Source organism: Arthrobacter antibioticus (assembly GCF_030063205.1).
In the GTDB taxonomy this organism is placed as follows: domain Bacteria; phylum Actinomycetota; class Actinomycetes; order Actinomycetales; family Micrococcaceae; genus Specibacter.
Genome location: NZ_JASISQ010000006.1, coordinates 61,777 through 82,313 on the forward strand (window position 1 = coordinate 61,777; position 20,537 = coordinate 82,313).

The following is a 20,537-nucleotide window of genomic DNA, read 5'->3' on the forward strand; positions in this document are numbered from 1 at the left end:
CTGAGGTGCGTTCTCGAGTGCTGCTTTCTGAACTGCGGCATGGACTGTGTTCGGCAGCGTGTGCTGGCGTGTGCTGGCCCGGAATGCAGCGCACGTGCCATTGCTGGGACGCCTCTTCTGCGTGGCACACTGGAGGCAAGCACTTTCAGGGCCCGCAATCGGTCACGACTTGACCTTTGGCACCTTGACAACGTGAAATTAGTACCCGCACCGCATGCCAAAGCATGCGGCACCAGTTGCGGCACCGGTGCTCTTGCCGCCGGGCCGGGAGGATGAGGAGCATCAGTGGCACATTTTGTGATCATGGGCTGCGGCCGTGTTGGCGCAACATTGGCTCACACCTTAGAGGACTCCGGACACTCGGTGGCAATTATTGACCAGGACGAGCGAGCCTTCAGGCGACTGCGTACTGGTTTTGGTGGGCGGAAGATCACCGGAGTGGGTTTCGATCAAGATACGTTGAAGCAGGCCGACATTGAACATGCGTATGCTTTCGCTGCTGTCTCCAGTGGGGACAACTCCAATATTCTTGCCACCAGGGTGGCACGCGAAACTTTCCATGTTGAGCACGTCGTTGCACGAATTTACGATCCCGGCCGAGCAGAAATCTACCAGCGTTTAGGTATCCCCACAGTGGCCGCAGTGCGTTGGAGTGCCGATCAGGTACTGCGACGCATCCTCCCCGAAACAGCTATCAAGGGAGACTTCCGGGAACCGTCGGGGCGTCTGCTCTTAAGCGAGCTCACTTTGCATCAGGGGTGGATTGGGCATCACATTTTGGATATTGAACGTGCTGCCCGCGTGCGGGTGGCTTACTTGACCCGTTTTGGTGAAGGCATGCTGCCGGGAGCAGATACAAGCTACCAACAAGGCGATATTGTGCACGCCATGATTGTCAGTGCGCAGTCAAGCGAAGTGACGCGAGTTCTCGCTGCCGCACCTGTAAAGGAGATTTAGCATGCTGGTAGTCATTGTCGGAGCAGGCAGTGTGGGTTGTTCAATTGCCAAGGAGTTGCTCTCCAACGGGCACGAAACGCTTCTGATCGACCCCAATCCGGAAGTTATCGGAAAGAGCGGTCTGCGCGGTGCCCGATGGCTGGTGGGTGATGCTTGTGAGATCAGTACATTACGTGAAGCAAAACTAGAAGAGGCCGATGTGGTTGTCTCAGCCACGGGTGATGACAAGGTCAATCTGGTGGTCTCACTGCTAGCGAAGTCAGAGTTTGGTGTAGGGCGCACAGTTGGCCGGGTGAACAATCCCAAGAATGACTGGATGTTTGATGACTCCTGGGGCGTGGACGTTGCTGTCAACACACCACGACTCATGACGGCCCTGGTTGAAGAGGCCGTTGAGATCGGTGATCTGATCCGCCTGCTGACTCTACAAGCTGGGGCGGCATCTTTGGTGGGATTCACGGTGCCTTCAGAAGCGCATGTCATTGGCCAAACAGTGGGCGTTATCGGCTGGCCACAAGACGCAACACTCGTTGCTATTTTGCGTGACGAGGCACCTATCACACCCAGTCCTGATGACGTCATTGAGGCCGGTGACGAGCTCTTCTTCATCACAACAATTGCCGCGGAGCATAATTTGCGCAGTCTGCTCTGCCCCAACAAACCCCTTTCGGATAACCCCGTCTAGGGGAACTTCCCAGGCGTGCGCTCTCGGCTGGCCGGAGTATCCCAACTACAAGTTTTGGGGGTCTTCAGCCCTCTGGACGTCCTGTACGGGACGGCTAACGAGCCAGGCAATCCACAGCCCGAAAGCATAAAGCGGCACACCCATAATCAGGCGCATAGCGCCCAATGCATCAACCTGCTCGCTCAGGTACAGCGGCAACTGCACCAGCAACCGGGCAGCCATGACACCCACCAGAATCCATGTGGCAACCCGGTAAGCACGCATCCGCTCAGGCTGGACCCGCCAGCGCACACCTTCGTTCCGGGCATATCCAAACAGTAATCCCAAGACGGGCCAACGCACAGCGATCGAGACAACCATGGCCAAAATATAGGCGGCATTGGTCAGGAACCCGATGAGATAAAAGTTCTCAGCTTTCCCTGTTTGCATCGCCAGAAACGCTGACAGCGCGACCCCGGCAATCCCGGCCAGCGCCTGGGTCAACGGTGTGCGCTGGATGAGCCGAAGAATCAAAAAAACCGCAGCCATGACAACGGAACCCACCAGGGCGATGCTCAGGTTTCGGGTGAGTGTGAACGCAACTAAGAAGACCAGCCCGGGGAGAATGCTCTCGGCAATGCCGCGTACTCCCCCGGCGGCGGCCAACAGGTCAATGTGACCATTTTCTTTGCGAACAAGAGGATTCTTGGCAGCCATTTCGTGGGCTATCTGAGAAAAATTTCCGTTGGGTTTTTCCGCAGGCACGTTTTCTTCGGGGCTCAATTAGCTCTCCTGGGTTCCAATGATCTCGTAACGAGGGTTGTACATGGTAGGTAGTCCATCACGGAGCGAGACCATGCCTTCTACGCGCAAGCGGGTGCCGGCAACGATGCCGGGCACCCGCCGTCGTCCAATCCAGACCAGTCGCAAACGATGGTTGCCATCATTGTGCGGGCCGCGTTGCCACTCCCTATCCGTGAGAATAGCCGTGTAAGACGGGGCCACCGATGCCGGTAAAATCGTGACGGCATCAATGGCCCCGGCGCACACTGCCCGGCCCCGCGGGGACAACTCGCTGATGGCCACGGGCTCATGCCAATCGCCTTGCTGCATGGCTCCCAAGGTTAACCTATCGCGGTAATTTCAGGGCCTCGACTAAACGGTTCCCCACCTTGGGCTGGCGCCCCTTGATCGGCAGCTACTCCACCTTCAGGGCCAGTAACCGCATCCTTGGGCAGGCGCAGCAGCAGCAAGTCTCGTGGTGGTAACGGCGTTTCGCCGCGAAGCACCACCACACCGCGGAACAAATCCTCTAGTTCAGCCGCAGCTTCCGCGTCAACAGCGGCGTTACCGCCCAACACACCGCGCAAGAACCACCGCGGGCCGTCAATGCCAATGAACCTAGCAACCCGGAAGCCCTTGCTGCCATCGGCACCCTGGGCTGGAACCTTGGCAAGAACTTCCTTGCCGAACGTGCCGTCAACAATCTCGATCTCGCCGCCTTGAGAGCCCACGGACAGGCCGATCTGCTCACGGATGTCACGCCACAGCTGTTCCGAGCGGGACGCTGCAAACGCCTGCAACTGCAAGCTTGAGCCATTGAGGTCAAGCGTTACAGCTATGACGCGTGAGGTGCTTTCCTCAACCTCCAGGCGCAAGGACAATCCTTCGCGTGGAGTGATCAAAAGCGCACCCAAGTCAACGTAGCCATCGGTGTTTTCTATCTCAGAATCATCCAAAGGACCATGGAGCGCGCGGTCGTAGACGGTATCTGCGGGATCTGGTGGCAGGCTCAACAAGGCTGAGCCTTGCGACACTGCGCCGGCGTCGTCAATATCAACACTGCCGCTTGTACTTGCAACTGGCTCATCTGAGCCGTTCTTCTTTTTCTTACCGAACCCAAAAGCCATGGGATTAAAAACTCCTTATAGATGATGAAACGGTAGGTGTTGGAGGCCATGTTTAGCCCGTGCAGTACTTAATCTTTGCCGTGCCCTGGTGTGGCGCCCGCAGGTGTAGGCGAAGAAAAACCGCCGGTGGAACCAAAGCCACCCGTTCCGCGCACCGAGTCAGGTAACTGATCCACCACAACGAACTCAGCGCATTCAACGCGCTGAATCACCATTTGCGCAATTCTATCGCCTCGGGACAAAGAGATGGAATGGCGGGAGTCGGTGTTCAGTAGCGTCACGGAAAGCTCACCGCGGTATCCGGCGTCAACTGTGCCGGGGCTATTGACAATGGTCAGGCCAGCCTTGGTCGCCAGACCGGAGCGCGGATGGATCAGCGCCACGAACCCAAACGGCAAGGCGATGCTCACCCCCGTGGGTACAAGTGCGCGCTCCCCCGGGGCCAACACAAGGTCAATACGTGTACGCAGGTCTGCTCCAGCATCGCCGGGGTGGGCGTAGCTGGGCGGTTCAATCCCGGCGTCGAGCATGCACAGCTGCACGCTCAGGGTTACTTGCCCATGCTCGGGAAGTTGATTCAGCGGATCTGCGGGAAAAGTCTGTTGGCTCACAACAGCACACTCTATCGCGAACCTTGGTTCAGTGCTTTCATAGCTTTCATAGCTTTCATAGCTTTCATACTCACCAGCAGGCCCCAAGGTGAAATGCTGGACAAAAGATGAAAAGCTGTTCCCATGTCAACACCATCGCCCCAGGGCGCAACGTCCCCCTCGACGGCCAACTACACCGAGAAGCTCTGGCCCAATTTTTGGGGATGGGTGATTGTGCTTGGTCTCTCAGGAGCTGGGATCCTGATTTTTATTCCCATCAGTCCCACCGCCGGCTACATCGCCTTTTTTGTTCTGCTCATAGCCCAGTCGGCACTGCTGATTGCTTCCACTCCCACCATTCGGGTGACTGATGAAACGTTACAAGTGGGCCGGGCACAGATTGAACGCCAGTACATTGGCGCAGTGAGCTACTACCACGGCGAGCAGGCAACCGAACAGCGCGGCATCAAGCTCAATGGGCTTGCCTACCTGTGTATTCGCGGCTGGATCGGACCTGTTGTGAAGATTGAAATCACCGACTCAACGGACAGGACCCCGTACTGGCTCACGTCCTCACGCAATCCTGAGCATTTGAGCGCAGCCCTGGGCGGGGCGGTGCACAAGAACGCTTCCACGATTGAGGATGCAAACCCGGATCTCTGACCGTCACTATGATTCCTTGCGGCTAGTTCTCGCAATCGCTGCAGTAACCCAGCGAGTTTGTTTCCCGCACCAGCTGGGAACGGTGGCGGACAAGGAAGCATGAACCGCAGGTAAATTCATCAACCTGTTCGCTGAGAATTTCCACGGCCAACTCATCAAGGGGCAATTGCCCGCCCGGCAGTTCATAGCCCTCGGCACGCTCAGTGTCCGCCAAGTCAATGAGCGCGTCCTTGAACACTCCTGGCACCTGTTTGCCAACAACATTGCTGGCAAGTGCAACCCCCGAAGACGTGGGTGCGGGTCGGGTGCGGTGATAGCCGGAACTCATTAGTGACATCCTTAAAATCGCTGCCTTACACGGGCGAGTTGTAATACTGCCAACACCATAAAGCGCAAACCACTGTGCTGCGGAATAGCGAGCGTCAAGTTCGCAACAGGCTTAAGCTAGGGGAACACAATGGTGCCCGCTTCGCTACTGCCCACACCTCCGTTCCGTGCTTCCCCTGCCGGAGCAGAGTGAGAATAGCAACTTTTTCCAACCCATCTCACGCCACGCCTACGTCGGTAGTAGGAAAACGTGGGTATCGGTGGCAAAGTTTCGAAGTGAACTAGAAGACCTTTTGGGAGGACGGCATGGCTGATCTGCGGCTGGTGGGTGTCCACGACGACGGCGGACACTTGCTTCTCAGTGGTCCCGATGGAAATAACTACCTGCTTCCCCTTGATGAGGCACTGCGTACTGCTGTAGGCAAAACCCCGCATCGTTCAACCAGGACTGCACAACCATCGGGAACCCGGATGTCACCACGGGAAATTCAATCCATGATTCGGGCCGGCTCCAACGCTGCCGAAGTTGTTGAGCAATCAGGCCTGAGCCTGGAACAGGTTCGCAGGTACGAGGGCCCGGTTCTTGCTGAGCGCGAATACATCGCCAGCCAGGCTCGCAAAGTGCAAGTTGGAACAGAGAGCCCCCACACCGAAGGCTACAAGTCAGCCTTCGGGAACAGTGCCGCAACGCTGGAGGAGATGGTCAGGCACCGCTTGACCGCTTTTGGTATTGATACTAAGTCACTGCGTTGGGACGCGTGGCGTGAACACGCAGGCGCCTGGACCATCAGCGCCACTTTTGAACCCGGCACTCATTGGGCTGCGAACAGTATTGGTGAAGCTCCCCCGGCCTTATGGCGTTTCCATGCAAGCCGTAAAGACCTGCACAACGCTAACCGTTGGGCACAACAACTCAGTGAACTTGAGCCTCTTGACAGTCCCGTTCCGGAACGCCGGCTCAGCGCGGTTATAGACAAACCTTTTGATGTTGAAGCGGACACCGCGGGTGAAATTCCGAACGAAGCTGCCGCTGATGAGCAGCGTTCCGGTGATGGTGAGCAGGCAAGCGCGCACGAGGCACCTGAAGAAGACCAGTTCCCGGGCCGCGGCATCCTTGACATGCTCCGTTCACGCCGTGGCGTACGTTTGGGCCTGGACGAAGATGGTGACGACGAACTAGCAGCAATGCTCGGCACGCACGTACCAGGTGCCCACCCCCGTGATGAGTCTCTATATGGCGCCGGGTCTGAGGAAACTGAGACCGAAGAGAACGCTGCTAACGAAGAACACAGCGATGCGGAACCCGCTGGTCCGCAGAAGTCAGCAGGAGCCAGGGACCGGCTTCGTGGCATCCCTTTTTTGAAATTGGCTCCCCGTCTGGCCGATCACGACGAGCACCACTTGGATACCGTGGGCAGTGTTTCTGAAGTCTCCAGTGAAACTCGGGAAGTGGTTCTCTCTGGGGAGCCACTCACTGCTACTCCTGCCGCACCCAGCACGGCCAGGCCGGTGACAGAACCAGCTCCAGAGCCGGACAGCGACTCCAGCGGATCCAACAACCCCAATACGGACAGCAGCAATCCACACGATGACGACGGTCCAAGCGACAGTGAAGTAGCAGAGCGCCTGGAGCGGAAAGCAGCGGCCAAGCCCAAACGCTCAAGCGTGCCCAGCTGGGATGAAATAGTCTTCGGCACCAAAGGAGACTAATACTCGCCGCAGTCTCCAGGGGTTCACCCAGATAAAGTGGGACTTAGTGTCGCGAAGCGGCGTTGCAGCCAGTGCTTGATTTAGCGCCGTTTAGCTTTGGGGCTCTTCGCCGTCACGGGGATCCGCAATAGTGGGACTTCTCGTTCAGCTTTAGTGATGGAGCCGTGTTGGCCAACCACATCCATGGCTTGTGCGCGCACGCGGCGCAGGTCGTAGAATGCCACCGACTCCCTTGCCAGAATCAGTACGTCACCGATGCGGGGACGCACTGATTCGCTGACTTCACCAAAGTAGCCAGCAGCAATAGCCTGTTCACGACTCAGAACCCAGGCCTTCTTACCAAATCTCTCAAACCACGCAGACATCAGGTCCGCGCGAGTGCTCGCACTGGCATCGGGCTCCAAATACAGGTGGACCATCCGCGGTTCACCACCGGTGTGCCTGACCCCTGCAATCAGTTCCGGAAAAACGGAGAAATCTATGCGGGCAGAACGCGGAATATCCACCATCCCGTGGTCTGCTGTCAGCAGGATCAAGGTGTTCGATGGTGCTGTTGCAGCCAGCCGCTTCATGCCGGCGTCGAGCTCCTCTAACTGCCGTTCCCACTGTGCGGAGTCTGATCCATGGCTATGCCCGGCCTTGTCCAGTTCGCTCCAGTACAGGTAGACAAGCGATGTGGGAGAGGCCCCCAAAGCGGCAACTGCTTGTTCCACGCGCGCATGAACAGAGACCGCTGGCCTAAACTCGCTGCCTCGAAGGGCAGCACGGGTCATCGCCGAGTTGGCAAATTGTGGCAGGCTCACAGTTGTTGTTGGTACCGTGTCCGCGAGCCGTTCAAACACTGTGGGACAGGTTTGCCACTTCAGCGGGTCGACACCGCCGTTCCAATTCCCCAGCAGATTCACCACCTTGTCCTGCCGTGGATCTAGCACGTCATAACCCACCATGCCGTGTTGCCCGGGTACCGCACCTGTCCCCAACGAGGTGAGGGAGGTTGCCGTGGTGCTGGGGAAGGCTGCGTGAAGTGTGCGCGGATGGTCCCCTTGCGAATCGTTGGCCATCACTGAACGTAAGAACGGCGCGTGAGCGGACCGCTGCTTGAGTAGCGCCTTGCCCAGTCCATCAACAAGGACAATACAAATCCGTGGTGCAGCCGGCAAGTTCAGGACGTTGGAAAAACCCGTTGCCCCGAGCGCCGCGGCTGCACTGCCAAATACATCACCAATGCTTGACTTGCCGTATGCCGGCCCCGCAGGCAACGCAGGTGCCAGTGCGGCTGGCTCCCGTAGCCCTTCGCTTGAGGCTGTGAGGTTATCGGCGGTAATGGGAGCGTCCCAACCGTGCACCGAAGGCCGGAAACTTCGTGGCACCCAACTCGGTGTGAGTGGCGGGAATTGTTCCCGTGTTGGCCGCACGCAGGGCACGAGCGAAGGCCTTGGCATCAACAACTGCCTGCAACCCTTCCGCCTCTGCGCTAATACGCAAGGCAATGTCTTCTTGGGCGATCGTTCCGGAGTAGCCGTGGTCGGCATCGCAGCTGGGGTCCCCGCACGACGCCGGACCCATCTCCACGCGCTGCCCACCAGACCAGGCGATGGACAAGGTGAGTTCACGGGCCGGATCGGAAGGCTTGTAATCCTGAGGTTGGGAGAACATATAGCTGAGCACTACCGACTTGATCTGGCTGACGGGAACAGATTCTGTGGACACCTGCGCCACCATCTGCTCGCCCGTCTCATCTAGCTGATGATCGTCAACATGGGTGATCACCAGCATCTCTGAGGTCAGCACAAGCACAGTGATGTGCCGCTGGACCTCAGTGCGGTCAAAGTGTGTTTCGAGGTGCACAAGATGGGACAGGCTCTCTTGGCCATCCAAGGCATCGTTAACCACATCGGCAACAAGACGGGGATAAAAACCTGACCGCTGGAGTGCAGATTCCAAATCACGGCCCTTGGTGTTGGCCGAGGCACCGGCTCCGAAGCTGTTCATGGACACCATTTTCGCACTTTGGCGGCAGTGTTGCCAATCAAGAGATCATGGCGCGCCGCGCGCTGTCGGTTCGTTGAGCGGGGTTACCGATGCGCAGATCCACGGCAAGCACAGTCACGGTTGTGGGGCCCACAAGAATTGGTTTGAATTCAATGAAAGCCACTTCAGGGTGTTCATCCTTGAGCATGGCGACTCTGGCCACCAAATCCTCAAGCGCACTGACGTTGCCGGCCGGCAGGCCTTCATAGCCAAAGAGCTTCACTGCGGCCCTCGGGGAGCGCACCAATTCAGCGGTGTCACCCAAGGACAACGGTGGCACCCGGTGCGCCCAGTCATCCAGTAGGTTCACCGCATCACCGGAGAGGCCGAAGGAGACAACCGGTCCCAGGAGCGGATCTTCAATGGCGCGCAAGGTGCACGAGGGGCCCACCTCGGCCATGGACTGCACTTCTAGTTCTTTGTCACCATACGGTTTGAGGAACTTTCGCATTTGGATAATATTGCGTCGCAGGGAGTCCGCATTTTCTATATTGATACGGACACCACCTAGATCCAGGCGGTGACGCAAACTTGGGTCAATGGTTTTAATGGCTACCGGCCAACCCAGACGTTGCCCCGCAGCCACGGCTTCGTCATCACTGCCAAATGCCACTGACTCCAAAACCTCGATGCCGTAATGTCCCAGCACCTCCCGGGCCCGGGCCGGAGTGAGGGTGACAAGAGAGTCACCCTCTACATCTTCTAGCCACGTGTCAAGTAATTTTTCCACCGCTTTCGGGTTGACCCCTGTCGGTGCCTCAAAGACAGGGGACTCAAGTGTGAGCCAGTGCGCGTAACGTGTCACTGCCGCCAACGCCGCGATCGCAGCCCCCGCACTTGAAAATGCCGGCAGGTCGTGGGACATTTGTCGATTCACGTGAACGCTCAATTCAACAATCCCGGTAAAGACTGCCAGGACGGGCTTGCCGGTCTCCTTGGAACACGCCTGCAAAGTCTTGGCAATGTTCTCAACTGTGAGCCCAACCACCGGCAGCAACGTCACAATGGCAGAGTCCACCCCCACTTCACCCAGTGCCGCCAGAACAGTGCGCTTGAGCAGCGGCAGCGCCTTGGACTGTCCTGTGTCTAGGAACAGGTTCGAGGACATGGCCGCCACTCTCAATCCATGCTGTTCTGCGGCGTCCGCCACCACGGAACCCATGGCATCAGAGTTGCCGATGATAGCCAGGCCCGGACCCTTGGGCAGTGGTTGCCCCACAACAATTTGGGCTACGTCGGAAAGCTCTTCAATGGTATTCACACGGAGGACTCCGGATTGGCGCAGCATCGCATCCAAGGCCCCCGGCGGGGCCGCAGTTGTGCGCACGGTATGCCCTGGCGGAAGCCGCAAGCCCATGGAATCTGACTTGGCCACGATCACAGGTTTGCTACGGGCAAGGCGGCGAGAAATACGGGAAAATTTACGCGGGTTTCCAATCGATTCCAAGTACAGGCCACAGGCAGTGGTGTTGGGGTCATCCTCCCAAAACTGCATCATGTCATTGCCTGAAACGTCTGCGCGGTTTCCGGCTGAGAGCACTGTTGACATGCCGATTTCGCGACGGCTCATGGCAGCGAAAAGGGAAACTCCCAAAGCTGCTGACTGGCTGAAAATACCCAACCCACCCTGTTTTGGCAACGCCGGGGCCATGGAGGCATTGAGTGAAACCTCCGGGTCGGTATTGGCCAATCCCAACGACGCCGGCCCCACCAACCGCATGCCATTGGCCCTGGCTTGACGGACTAAAGCGCGCTGCCGCACCAGGCCACGTTCGCCGTCGTCGGCAAATCCTGCTGTGGCAATGACCAGCCCCTTCACCCCAGCCTTCCCACACTGCTCCACCACTGCTGGCACGCGGTCGTACGGCACGGCAATGATGGCCAGATCAACCGGCGCCGGCACTTGGCCAATGCTGTCGTAGGGCATCATGCCTGAGACTTCCAGCGCCTCCCGGTTCACGGCATACACGGAGCCGGTGAACTTCCCTTCAATCACGTGTTCCAAGAGTTGCTGGCCAACGCTGCCCCACTCCCTGCTGGCACCTATCACGGCAATCGAGGCAGGGGCCACAAGTCCTGCAACGCTGCGGGCCTCAGCACGGTGCTCCCGAGATTCCATGACGGCCCTGGACTTCTCCGTGGGATCAATATCAAAGTGCAATGAGATGACACCATCATCGAAACGCCTATGGACCTCATAGCCCGCATCGGAAAATACTTGGATCATTTTCCGGTTCTCCGGCAGAACCTCTGCCGAGAACCTCCCAATACCGTTCTCTCTGGCCGCTACGGCGAGGTGTTCTAGGAGGATGGACCCCACACCACGGCCCTGGTGTGCATCGGATACATTGAAGGCCACCTCGGCCTCAGTGGGGTCATCCAGCCTGTCATAACGGCCAATCCCGATGATCTCCTCCCCGTGGGTTATGACAAACGCCACACGGTTACGGTAGTCAAGCTCGGTGAAACGACGCAGTTCCTTGGCCGTGAGCTTGGATTTATAAGTAAAGAAGCGTAAATAGATGGAATTTTGTGATTGGGCCATATGAAAAACTTGTACAGCCTCAGCATCTGCGGCGGTCATTGGGCGTAAATGCCCTGTCCCACCGTCACGGAGAACAACATCGGCTTCCCAATAGGCCGGATATTCGGGCGCGAGCTCTGGCTTCACCATAGAATCACTGTACCGACATGATGCGCCTTTTGGCGTGCATGCCAGCCCGCAACACCCCCTTGCAGAAAAGGAACCACAGCCACCATGGCCAAGCGCCAACCTCCCGCAGCCGATGATTTCACCGAAAACATCGTTGATATTGATGTTTCCAGCGAGATGGAAGGCTCATTCCTGGAATACGCCTATTCGGTGATTTATTCGCGTGCACTCCCTGATGCCAGGGACGGTCTCAAACCAGTGCAGCGGCGCATCCTGTACATGATGGCGGAGATGGGGCTGCGCCCGGAGCGCGGCCATGTCAAAAGCGCCCGCGTGGTGGGCGAGGTCATGGGCAAGCTGCACCCGCACGGCGATACGGCCATTTACGACACAATGGTGCGCATGGCCCAGGACTGGACGCTGCGCCTGCCTCTCATTGACGGGCACGGCAACTTTGGCTCGCTCGACGACGGACCCGCCGCCCCCCGTTATACCGAGGCCCGGCTGGCCGCCGCGGCGCTGGAGTTGACCAGCAGCTTGGATGAAAATGTTGTGGACTTTGTGCCCAACTATGACAACCAGATGATGCAGCCCTCTGTGTTGCCGGCCGCGTACCCGAACCTGCTGGTCAACGGGGCCAGCGGTATCGCCGTCGGTATGGCCACCAACATGGCCCCGCACAACCTGGGCGAAGTCATTGCCGCCGCCCAGCACCTGATTGCCAACCCGGACGCCACACTGGAGGACATCATGGCGTATGTGCCGGGCCCGGACCTGCCCTCCGGGGGGCGGATCGTGGGCCTGCAGGGCATTCGCGACGCCTATGCCGGCGGGCGCGGCTCCTTCAAGACGCGGGCCAAGATGGCTGTTGAACAGCTCTCCCCGCGCAAGGTGGGCCTGGTGGTAACCGAGCTGCCGTACCTGGTGGGGCCGGAGAAGGTGAAGGAGAAGCTCAAGGACGCCCGCAATGCCAACAAGGTGGTCGGTGTTGCCGACTTCATCGACCTCTCCGACCGCAAGCACGGTCTGCGCCTTGTCATTGAAATCAAGAACGGCTTCAACCCGGCCGCCGTCATGGAACAGCTCTACCGATACACACCGCTGGAGGAGTCGTTCGGCATCAACAACGTGTGCCTCGTGGACGGGCAGCCTCAAACGCTGGGTCTGCTGCCACTGCTGCAGGTCTTTGTGGACCACCGCATTGATGTGGTCCGGCGCCGCACCGCGTTCCGCCTGGGCAAGAAGCAGGATCGCCTGCACCTGGTTGAGGGCATGCTCATCGCCATCGTGGACATCGACGAGGTCATCCAGATCATCCGCACCTCGGATGAGGTGGCTGCCGCCCGGGAACGGCTCATGGCCATCTACGACCTCTCCGAGATCCAGACCAACTACATTCTTGACCTGCAGCTGCGCCGACTGACCCGTTTCTCCATGGTGGAGTTGGAAGCCGAACGCGATGAGCTGCGCCGCGCGATTGCAGCCTTGGAAGCTATTCTCGGCTCGCAGGAAATGCTCCACCAGCTCGTCTCCGACGAGATGGGCGAGGTGGCAGCCAAGTACGCCACCCCGCGCCGCACCGTCTTGTTGGAGTCCGAGGCCATGGCGCCATCGGTGGCGAAGGCCCTGGCGGGCGGTCCTGGCGGCAAGGCCGGCAAGCTTGTCCCGCTGGCCCTGGAAATCGCCGATGACCCCTGCTGGGTGCTGCTGAGCGCCACCGGTCAGATTGCCCGCACCACCAGCGCCGAGCCGCTCGTGGAATCCGGCAGCCGCAGCAAACATGACGTCTTCACGTCCGTCCTGAAAACCACTGCCCGGGCCGAGGTCGGTGCGCTGACCTCGCTGGGCCGGATGCTGCGCCTGCAAGTGGTGGACATGCCCGTCCTGCCGCCCACTGCTGCCCTGCCGAACCTGGCCGGTGGTGTGGGTGCCAAGGACTTCATTACGCTGACCAAGGGCGAAACTCTTGTTGGGTTTGTGCCGCTGAGCAGTGTGTTTGCTGTGGGAACAGCCGCCGGAGTAGTTAAGCGGGTTATCCCCGAGTACCCCTTGAACCGGGATGATTGGGAGTTTATCTCCCTTAAGCCCAAGGATTTTGTGGTGGGTGCGGGCGTTGCCACGGACGACGACGATCTTGTGTTCATCACCCAGGATGCCCAATTGCTTCGGTACAGTGCCGCTATGGTCCGTCCGCAAGGCCGCACGGCCGGCGGTATGGCAGGTATCAAACTGGGGGCAGGAGATGTGGTGCTCTCCTTTAGCGTTGTCTCCCCGGCCGACCCCGATGCTGTTGTCGTGACGGTTTCAGGCGGACAAGAAGCCCTGCCGGGAACGCCGTCGGGCTCTGCAAAGGTCACAGCACTTTCGCAATACCCGCACAAGGGTAGGGCCACCGGAGGGGTGCGGGCACACCGCTTCCTCAAGGGTGAAGATAAATTATTCGTGTCCTGGGCCGGTCATGGCCCGCCCAAGGCCTCAACTTCCTCCGGGGTGGCCCGGGCACTGCCAGTTGAGCATGGCAACCGTGATGGTTCAGGGGTGCCCCTCAGCGCCGCCATTGACTTTGTGGGTCCAAGTCTCTCCCGCGATGATTCCCGGGATGATTCCGGTGAGGGTGCGGATGCTCAGAGTCCATTATCTCCAATCTCGACCGAGGGGCAGAGGTTCGCGGCTGTGACTGCCAAAAAACCTGTGGCACCGGGCGCTGAGTCAACACCCATCCCGGACACCACACAAGAAGCATTTGAGCTGGAGCTGGAGTAGATATTCCCCGCCTTCTTCGACCCTGTCAACCGCTTGCCTGGTTGGAGCCGCACCGGCATAGACTAACCCCATGCCTATCACCGCCGATAACAAAGACTGGACCTGGGTTCTTGCGCAAACGTGCCCGGAGTGCGGTTTCAACGCAGCCAAGGCCACGCCCGGTTCGGCGGCCACCATGTTGCCGGCGGTACTGCCGCGATGGCAAAATGCTTTGCGGCGCCCTGATGTTGGCGAACGCCCAAACCCGGACACGTGGTCGGTGCTTGAATACGGTGCACATATTCGGGACGTCTTTGGTGTATTTGCGGCCCGTTTGGAGCTGATGCTCAGCCAGGACAACCCCACATTTGCTGACTGGGACCAGGATCAGGCTGCCCTGGAGGGTGGCTACTCACAGCTGGATCCTGCGGAAGTGGCCCAAGAATTGGTACAAAACGGTCTTGATGCGGCAGCCGCTTTCGGCGCTGTGAGTCTAGAGCAATGGGAGCGCCGAGGACTACGCAGCAACGGATCTTCCTTCACCGTGAAGACGCTCACGGGCTATTTCATGCATGATGTGGTCCATCACCTGCACGACGTTGACGCATAGCGCCGGTTGCTTCCGGGCCCTTAGAGCAGTTTCTCCCAGGCCATGCTTTGGCGCTGCGGAGAGTAACCCATGTCTTTGTACAGCCGCGAGGCTCCAGTGGGATTTTCGGTGTCCACATCCAGGCTGGCGTGATCTAGTCCGGCTGCCGCAAAACGTGCCATGGCGTCGGAGAGCAGCGCCGGGGCGATGCCACGGCCCCGCCACCTGCGGGGCACACCCAGCAGTTCTGTGTAGCCTTCCCGGCGGCCGTTTTGGGCCTGCTTCCCAGGATCAACAGAGGCCAGCTGATACCCAGCCACCGCTCCGTTCAAGCTATCGATTGCCACAGCCGATAACTCCGTTCGCAAATGTTCATGGCTCATGAAGATCTCCCACTGCTCCGGGCTGCGCGGCTCGGATCCCCAATGGTCAACGAAGGCGTCGTTGTGGGCAACTCTGACAGCCTCACTGAGCTGCGGTGTCAACGGGACAATGGATATTCCCACAGGGGTCGGCACAGCAGGGAGTTGCTCCAGCGAACGTAACATCTCCGAGTAGTAGCGCACCAAAGAGTACCCCGTCCCGGCCAAGAGGGCCTGCAGCGCCGGGTTGTCCTCTTCAACGTAGTTCCGCGCTTTAACAGGGAACTGACCGTCGGCTAGGAAACGTGCAGCCACAACGCTCTCTTGCCACGCCAAAACAGCCGTACCCACACCACGGCGTTGCCAGAGAGGATCAACTCCACCCAACACGTACGCTTTTTCACCGGCCCGGTTCTTCAGCACCCGCCCGAATGCGCGTAGTTCCCCGTGTCCATCGATACCTACTATGGAATTGTCCCGCACCGGGTTCACGGTGTCTGAAAAGCTTGCCAATAATACAGAATGCTGCGTATACGACGGTGCTTTTTCAAACGCCGCAATGCGTTTTATCAATTCCAGCCACGCGTCAACATCATCAACGCACAAGGGCCGGAACACCAACCCCTCAGCCGTGGGCAGTGAGTCGGCGATGGCCAAGGAGCCAGCAGCTGCCGGAGCGTTAGGAGATGGGGACTCTATAGTGCGCTTGTGAATCATCTCTCCACCCTAAAGCCCGGTGGCACCAGCTTCCACTTTTGCCTCCCCCAAGCGGAGGCAAGTATCCCCTGCCGCGGCAAGTTCGGCGTCGTGCGTGACAAGCACCACGGCTGCGTGCGCAAGTGCTCCCCGCAGATCGTGAATAAGCCCGGCTGCCTCATCGACGCCCAAGTGGGCGGTGGGCTCATCAAGAAGTACCACGTCGGCTCCGGCCACCAGCGTTCGAGCCACCGACATGCGGGTTCGCTGCCCGCCGGAGAGGTGATGTCCGCCTGGCCCCACCCGCGTGTCCAGGCCCAAAGGCAACTCGGCCAGCCACGGTCCAAGACCCACGGTTGTAAGCGCCAACTCCAACTCAGTTTCCGTGGGCGGGTTTTGTGCGGGTTGAGCAATGGCAAGGTTCGCGCGCACCGTGGAATTGAACAGGTAGGAGTCCTGCGGGCACCACGAGATCCGGCTCAACGTCTGATCCGTTGGCGGCTGGCTATTTAGTAGGTAGGAGCCACGTTCCGGTGGCAAGAATCCCAGCAGCACTGCCAAAAGGGTTGACTTCCCAGCCCCTGAGGGGCCGCTGACGCTCCACCACTGTCCACGCCGCGTACCACCGCTGACGTTGCTGAAAACCGGCTCAGCCATGCCCGGATACCTGGCGGTGACGCTATCAAGTGCAATCACTTCAACTGCCTCTGTTGCAGCCTGATCCGATGTTGAAATTGGGCCCCGTGCGTGAAACACGGTGGTGGGTGCATCCAGCAGCGGCAGTGTCCGCTGCATCAGGGCTGTCAGCGCAGGCAGTGCCGAGACTGCCTCCACAAATTGCCCTAAGGGTTCAGACAGTGCCAGCATCAGCAACGCCGCAACAGCGGCGGCACGCGGGTCAACGCCGGCACCAATGGCTGTGTACGTTACAGAAATTGCTGCTAGCGCCGTCAAAACCGACACCGCGCCTTGGCCTAACCCGTCAGACCATGCCAACCGCCGCAGGGGCTTGGCTACTGTGGCATCCTGTGCGCTGAAACGGGCAGCCTGCAGGCTGCCCACACCGTTGGCACCGAGCTGATCTGCTGCCGCAAACAGTGTTGTTACCCGTCCCGCGAGCCAGGCGCGGTGCACAGCAGCTGCACCGGAGGCACGGCGTTGGGCGGTAAGGACCACCACCGGTAATACCACCAGCGCAAGCACACCCAAAACAATCACCGTTCCAGCAGCTTCGGGGACAAGGATCACAATAGTTGTCAGCACGGCAGCGTAGGAGAGTATCGCGGCGGGGATCGGCACCACAGCACGGGGCACAGCATCCCGTAATTCGTCCACATCAGCAACAAGTGTTCCAAGTGCTCCACCTGAACGTGTCAATTTTCCCCAGTGCAGGACGGAGGAACCTAAGGAGTCCCACAGTTTCAGGCGAAGTTGACTCGCCCACCGGAACACGGCGTCGTGGGTGAGAAGACGTTCGCAATAACGCAGCACCGAACGTGCGATCCCAAATGTACGCACCCCCACAATCAATGTCATGAGATACAGCATTGGTGGTTGATCGGCAGCCCAGACAATGAGCCAGCCGGAAATTCCGCTCAGCGCCGCAGCGCTGAGCGTGGCCAGTGCAGAAACAATAACACCGGCCGCAAATCGTGGTGAGAAGAGTGGCAATGCCTTCAGATGGCGCCAGGACAGCTTGGCCGCTGGACTGAGAACTGCTGCCGATTGCGCTCCTGCCGAAGCTGGCACCAACTCTGCCTCTGGCCCCGTTTCTTCCCCGCGTAACTCTGTGGCTGGCGGTACTGCTGAAGATGCCCTGGCACCGATCGTTTTGGCCAGCACGGGATCGTGGCTGGCTACAACGAGCGCCACAGTTCCGTGGAGACCGCTCAGCGCCTGGCGTACAGCATGTGCAGAGTCCGGATCAAGATGGGCGGTGGGTTCATCAAAGAGTGCCAGTTCCACTGAAGGATCTGTTGCTATGCGCCCCAAGGCACGGGCAACAGCGACTCGGCGCAGCTCCCCGGGGCTGCAATCAACCACGCTTCGGTGGGCCAAGTGTGCGGCATTGACCTGGGCCAATGCGCTCATGAGTACGGCCGTGTTCGTCTCAAGGCCCTGCGGACCGGCAGAGTACAGGGCCACTTCTGCAAGCACGCTCTCCTCGGTGAAGGCGGGGTGCTGGGAAACGTACACCAAAGCGTCGGGGGCGCAGTGCTGGAGATTTCCAGTAACTTTGGGAAACTTTGCGGCGTTGTCGCTTTCAGCCGCCAGCGGGAGCGTGCCGGCAATAGCCGCAAGAATAGTGGACTTTCCGCTGCCACTGGGTGTGTCGAGCACAAGGGCGGCACCGGCGTCGAGCCTGGCACTGAAACTCTTTACCGCGGGCACACTGCGTCCGGGATACGTGAGGCTCAGCCGGTCAGCGAGCAGGACAGGGGCAGTGGTTTCGGTTCCCCCGCTCTCATCGTGGGCGTGTGCCGAAGTTACGGCCTCCACGGGTGCGCTGGCAAGAATCTCATTGACTCGGGCCAATGCCTCCACACCGTCTTCACTGCCGTGGTGGGCAGCACCGACGTCGCGCAACGGTCTGAAACATTCGGGGGCAAGCATCAAAGCAAGCAGTCCAGCTTCCAAGGCTAAGTCACCGTAAACCAGCCGTACACCGATAAATACCGCCACCAGCGCTACGGAGATGGTACTAATCAGTTCCAGCGCCATCGAGGAAAGAAAAGCCGTCCGGAGGGTTGCCATAGTTGATTTACGGTATGCCTCACACACGTCAAAAAGGGCTTTGCGTTGGGCTTGTGCCCGCCGCAATCCCACAAGGACGGGCAAGCCGCGGGCGAGCTCCAAAAGATGGTTGGAGAGTTTATCCAGTCCGCGAGCAGCCAGCGCAACCCGCTCTTGGGTGTGAAAACCTATCAGGATCATAAATACGGGCACCAGCGGCACGGTCAAGACCACAATGAGGGCACTGACCCAGTCCGAGATGAGGATTTGCAGACCCACCATGACCGGGAGCACAGCGCATGTCACCAGCGCTGGCAGATACGTGCTGAAGTAGTTATCCAGACCATCCAACCCACGACTGGCCAACATCGACTCGGCCCCAACCGCGCCTCGGGTCCCGGAACTGTGTCCCAAGCGATGCGCAATGAGCCGCCCACGAAGTTCCTCCTTGGTACCTAGAGCGGCACGGCGAGCCATGATTGACTGCCCCCACACAGCAGCACCCATCAGAGAGGCACCAACAGTTCCTTGCACCAACAATTTCACCGCGTCCATCGCTGCCCCGCCAGCCCACTGCCCCAAAGCATGGGCCAGCGCACCCATCAGCAGGACCAAGGCAACAGCCTTAACGGCGGCAAGGCCGGCCAACCCGGCTAGGGCCACCTGAGTTGCTTTGCCTTTGGGCAGCGCCGGACGGACACTCACGCTAATCTCGCCCAGCCTTCGTAGCAGTTGCAACCGTCTTGTTGGCGTTGTCAACCACGTCAGTACCAGCGGCTGAACCCCCTATTGCGGGGGCAAAGTCGATTGGTGCAGGCAGGTGTGCCACACTGATGCGTTTGCGGAAGATCCAGTACGTCCAAGCCTGGTAAGCCAGCACCATCGGCAGCCCTACGGCGGCCACAATGGACATCAAAGACAATGTATAGCTGGAGGAGGACGCGTTCTCTACTGTTAGGTTCCAGATCGGGTCCAGAGTAGATGGCAGGACCACAGGATATACAGCGCTGAAGATTGCAGCACTGCCTGCCAGCAGGAACACGCCCATGGCCAGGAAGCTGTATCCCTCGCGGCCCACACGGTTGGCCGCCCACGCGCCCACAGCGGCCACTACGGCTACCGCAATCAATGGCCAGCTAAACCACTTGCCGTTTTGCCAGGCCACCGCAATAACCCAGATAGCCAGTGGTGCCAGTCCCAGTGGTAGCCAGCGGCTCACAACCCTCCGGGCACGGTGACGAATCTCGCCATCTGTCTTGAGCGCGAGGAAGGCGGATGCATGGATCAAGGCAAAGCCAACCACCGCCAGCCCACCCACAACCGCGTACCAGGTGAACCAGGCGAAGGGTCCGCCCACACGGTCGCCATTGGCGTTCAGCGGCAAGCCGGTGGTGGTCAACGCGAGCATGGCACCAATCCCGAAAGCAGCAACGAAGGAGCCCAGCGCAATAGCCGCGTCCCATGCGGCCCGCCAGGAATCGGAGTGAACTTTACCGCGATATTCAAACGCCACGGCGCGGAAGATCAGCCCAAGAAGCACAAACACCAGGGGGATGTACAGGGCTGAGAACAGTGAGGCGTACCAGAACGGGAACGCGGCAAAAGTGGCGCCCCCTGCCGTGATCAGCCACACTTCGTTGCCATCCCACACGGGCCCCACGGTGTTCAGCAGCAGGCGGCGTTCTTTCTCATCGCGTGCGAAGGTTTTCATGAGCATGCCAACGCCCAGGTCGAATCCTTCAAGGAAAAGGTAACCGATCCACAGAACAGCAATCAGTATGAACCATAAAGTAGGCAGAAAATCCATCATTGATCCTTTAGTTCCAAGAGCCCGTACTGGACGGGAGACAAGGGGTGGGTCTTGGCTGGCGAGTTTGCAGAAACAGCCGGATGACCAAACTGAATAAGGT

The 20,537-nt window shown here is 59.2% G+C and carries 17 protein-coding genes; 6 read left to right on the forward strand and 11 right to left on the reverse strand.

The genetic code is table 11. The features are described from left to right. The first annotated feature begins 285 nt into the window (after positions 1-285). Positions 286-957, forward strand: a complete 672-nt coding sequence (locus QMG40_RS13075; RefSeq protein ID WP_283531506.1) for a potassium channel family protein — start codon at positions 286-288, stop codon at positions 955-957. A 1-nt stretch (position 958) separates the two neighbouring features. After that, positions 959-1,642 (forward strand): potassium channel family protein, encoded by a 684-nt coding sequence (locus QMG40_RS13080; protein ID WP_283531507.1) that lies wholly within the window; start codon positions 959-961, stop codon positions 1,640-1,642. A gap of 45 nt (positions 1,643-1,687) precedes the next feature. Here QMG40_RS13080 and QMG40_RS13085 read toward each other — a convergent pair whose 3' ends face one another. The 4 genes from QMG40_RS13085 to dut all read right to left on the reverse strand — a co-directional run bounded on the left by QMG40_RS13085 (position 1,688) and on the right by dut (position 4,142). Continuing rightward, the gene (locus tag QMG40_RS13085) at positions 1,688-2,404 is read right to left on the reverse strand and encodes a DUF3159 domain-containing protein (RefSeq protein ID WP_459253007.1); all 717 of its coding nucleotides are present in this window, start codon (positions 2,402-2,404) and stop codon (positions 1,688-1,690) included. Next, positions 2,405-2,734 carry a single stranded DNA-binding domain-containing protein gene (locus QMG40_RS13090; protein WP_283531508.1) on the reverse strand — a complete coding sequence of 110 codons (330 nt, stop codon included), beginning with the start codon at positions 2,732-2,734 and terminating at the stop codon, positions 2,405-2,407. It lies immediately after the preceding gene. An 11-nt stretch (positions 2,735-2,745) separates the two neighbouring features. After that, positions 2,746-3,531 (reverse strand): DUF3710 domain-containing protein, encoded by a 786-nt coding sequence (locus QMG40_RS13095; RefSeq protein ID WP_283531509.1) that lies wholly within the window; start codon positions 3,529-3,531, stop codon positions 2,746-2,748. 68 nt (positions 3,532-3,599) lie between these two features. Then, positions 3,600-4,142 carry a dUTP diphosphatase gene (dut, locus tag QMG40_RS13100; RefSeq protein ID WP_283531510.1) on the reverse strand — a complete coding sequence of 181 codons (543 nt, stop codon included), beginning with the start codon at positions 4,140-4,142 and terminating at the stop codon, positions 3,600-3,602. A gap of 123 nt (positions 4,143-4,265) precedes the next feature. Here dut and QMG40_RS13105 point away from each other — a divergent pair, with 123 nt between their 5' ends. Continuing rightward, positions 4,266-4,784 (forward strand): DUF3093 domain-containing protein, encoded by a 519-nt coding sequence (locus QMG40_RS13105; RefSeq protein WP_283531511.1) that lies wholly within the window; start codon positions 4,266-4,268, stop codon positions 4,782-4,784. A 22-nt stretch (positions 4,785-4,806) separates the two neighbouring features. On the opposite strand, the gene QMG40_RS13110 is transcribed toward QMG40_RS13105, so the two are convergent. Further along, the gene (locus QMG40_RS13110) at positions 4,807-5,112 is read right to left on the reverse strand and encodes a DUF4193 family protein (RefSeq protein ID WP_283531512.1); all 306 of its coding nucleotides are present in this window, start codon (positions 5,110-5,112) and stop codon (positions 4,807-4,809) included. Between the two features lie 305 nt (positions 5,113-5,417). On the opposite strand from QMG40_RS13110, the gene sepH reads away from it, so the two are divergent. Then, positions 5,418-6,821 carry a septation protein SepH gene (gene sepH / locus QMG40_RS13115; protein WP_283531513.1) on the forward strand — a complete coding sequence of 468 codons (1,404 nt, stop codon included), beginning with the start codon at positions 5,418-5,420 and terminating at the stop codon, positions 6,819-6,821. Between the two features lie 80 nt (positions 6,822-6,901). Here sepH and QMG40_RS13120 read toward each other — a convergent pair whose 3' ends face one another. Genes QMG40_RS13120 through QMG40_RS13130 form a run of 3 tightly spaced genes read right to left on the reverse strand, consistent with a single transcriptional unit; the run spans position 6,902 to position 11,526 of the window. Continuing rightward, complete coding sequence (locus tag QMG40_RS13120) at positions 6,902-8,080, reverse strand: alkaline phosphatase family protein (RefSeq protein ID WP_283531659.1); 1,179 nt, start codon at positions 8,078-8,080, stop codon at positions 6,902-6,904. Positions 8,081-8,132: 52 nt separating this feature from the next. Continuing rightward, entirely contained in the window at positions 8,133-8,822 is a 690-nt protein-coding gene (locus QMG40_RS13125) for a DUF5998 family protein (protein WP_283531514.1), read from the reverse strand. Positions 8,823-8,850: 28 nt separating this feature from the next. Continuing rightward, positions 8,851-11,526, reverse strand: coding sequence for a bifunctional acetate--CoA ligase family protein/GNAT family N-acetyltransferase (locus QMG40_RS13130; RefSeq protein WP_283531515.1), 2,676 nt, complete (start codon positions 11,524-11,526; stop codon positions 8,851-8,853). A gap of 84 nt (positions 11,527-11,610) precedes the next feature. Between QMG40_RS13130 and QMG40_RS13135 the strand changes: the two genes are divergently transcribed. Together QMG40_RS13135 and QMG40_RS13140 are read left to right on the forward strand one after the other, a co-directional pair. Next, positions 11,611-14,268 (forward strand): DNA gyrase/topoisomerase IV subunit A, encoded by a 2,658-nt coding sequence (locus tag QMG40_RS13135; RefSeq protein ID WP_283531516.1) that lies wholly within the window; start codon positions 11,611-11,613, stop codon positions 14,266-14,268. Positions 14,269-14,338: 70 nt separating this feature from the next. Beyond that, positions 14,339-14,857 (forward strand): DinB family protein, encoded by a 519-nt coding sequence (locus tag QMG40_RS13140; protein ID WP_283531517.1) that lies wholly within the window; start codon positions 14,339-14,341, stop codon positions 14,855-14,857. A 20-nt stretch (positions 14,858-14,877) separates the two neighbouring features. Here the strand turns inward: QMG40_RS13140 and QMG40_RS13145 are convergent, their stop codons facing one another. From QMG40_RS13145 to cydB, 3 genes are read right to left on the reverse strand one after another with little or no spacing between them, the layout of a single operon-like run. After that, positions 14,878-15,915: a GNAT family N-acetyltransferase gene (locus tag QMG40_RS13145; protein ID WP_283531518.1), complete on the reverse strand. Its 1,038-nt coding sequence runs from the start codon at positions 15,913-15,915 to the stop codon at positions 14,878-14,880. 9 nt (positions 15,916-15,924) lie between these two features. Next, a complete protein-coding gene (cydC, locus tag QMG40_RS13150; protein WP_283531519.1) occupies positions 15,925-19,332 on the reverse strand; it encodes a thiol reductant ABC exporter subunit CydC in 3,408 nt (1,135 codons plus the stop codon). A gap of 1 nt (position 19,333) precedes the next feature. Further along, complete coding sequence (gene cydB / locus QMG40_RS13155) at positions 19,334-20,434, reverse strand: cytochrome d ubiquinol oxidase subunit II (protein ID WP_283531520.1); 1,101 nt, start codon at positions 20,432-20,434, stop codon at positions 19,334-19,336. Positions 20,435-20,537: the final 103 nt, after the last annotated feature.

Bases quoted from the DNA above. Each gene is read 5' to 3' on its own strand.
- QMG40_RS13095 (WP_283531509.1), bottom strand. From the start codon at position 3,531: ATGGCTTTTGGGTTCGGTAAGAAAAAGAAGAACGGCTCAGATGAGCCA.
- QMG40_RS13125 (WP_283531514.1), bottom strand. From the start codon at position 8,822: ATGGTGTCCATGAACAGCTTCGGAGCCGGTGCCTCGGCCAACACCAAG.
- QMG40_RS13110 (WP_283531512.1), bottom strand. From the start codon at position 5,112: ATGAGTTCCGGCTATCACCGCACCCGACCCGCACCCACGTCTTCGGGG.
- QMG40_RS13140 (WP_283531517.1), top strand. From the start codon at position 14,339: ATGCCTATCACCGCCGATAACAAAGACTGGACCTGGGTTCTTGCGCAA.
- cydB (WP_283531520.1), bottom strand. From the start codon at position 20,434: ATGGATTTTCTGCCTACTTTATGGTTCATACTGATTGCTGTTCTGTGG.
- sepH (WP_283531513.1), top strand. From the start codon at position 5,418: ATGGCTGATCTGCGGCTGGTGGGTGTCCACGACGACGGCGGACACTTG.
- QMG40_RS13105 (WP_283531511.1), top strand. From the start codon at position 4,266: ATGTCAACACCATCGCCCCAGGGCGCAACGTCCCCCTCGACGGCCAAC.
- QMG40_RS13080 (WP_283531507.1), top strand. From the start codon at position 959: ATGCTGGTAGTCATTGTCGGAGCAGGCAGTGTGGGTTGTTCAATTGCC.
- QMG40_RS13145 (WP_283531518.1), bottom strand. From the start codon at position 15,915: ATGATTCACAAGCGCACTATAGAGTCCCCATCTCCTAACGCTCCGGCA.
- QMG40_RS13135 (WP_283531516.1), top strand. From the start codon at position 11,611: ATGGCCAAGCGCCAACCTCCCGCAGCCGATGATTTCACCGAAAACATC.
- QMG40_RS13130 (WP_283531515.1), bottom strand. From the start codon at position 11,526: ATGGTGAAGCCAGAGCTCGCGCCCGAATATCCGGCCTATTGGGAAGCC.
- QMG40_RS13090 (WP_283531508.1), bottom strand. From the start codon at position 2,734: ATGCAGCAAGGCGATTGGCATGAGCCCGTGGCCATCAGCGAGTTGTCC.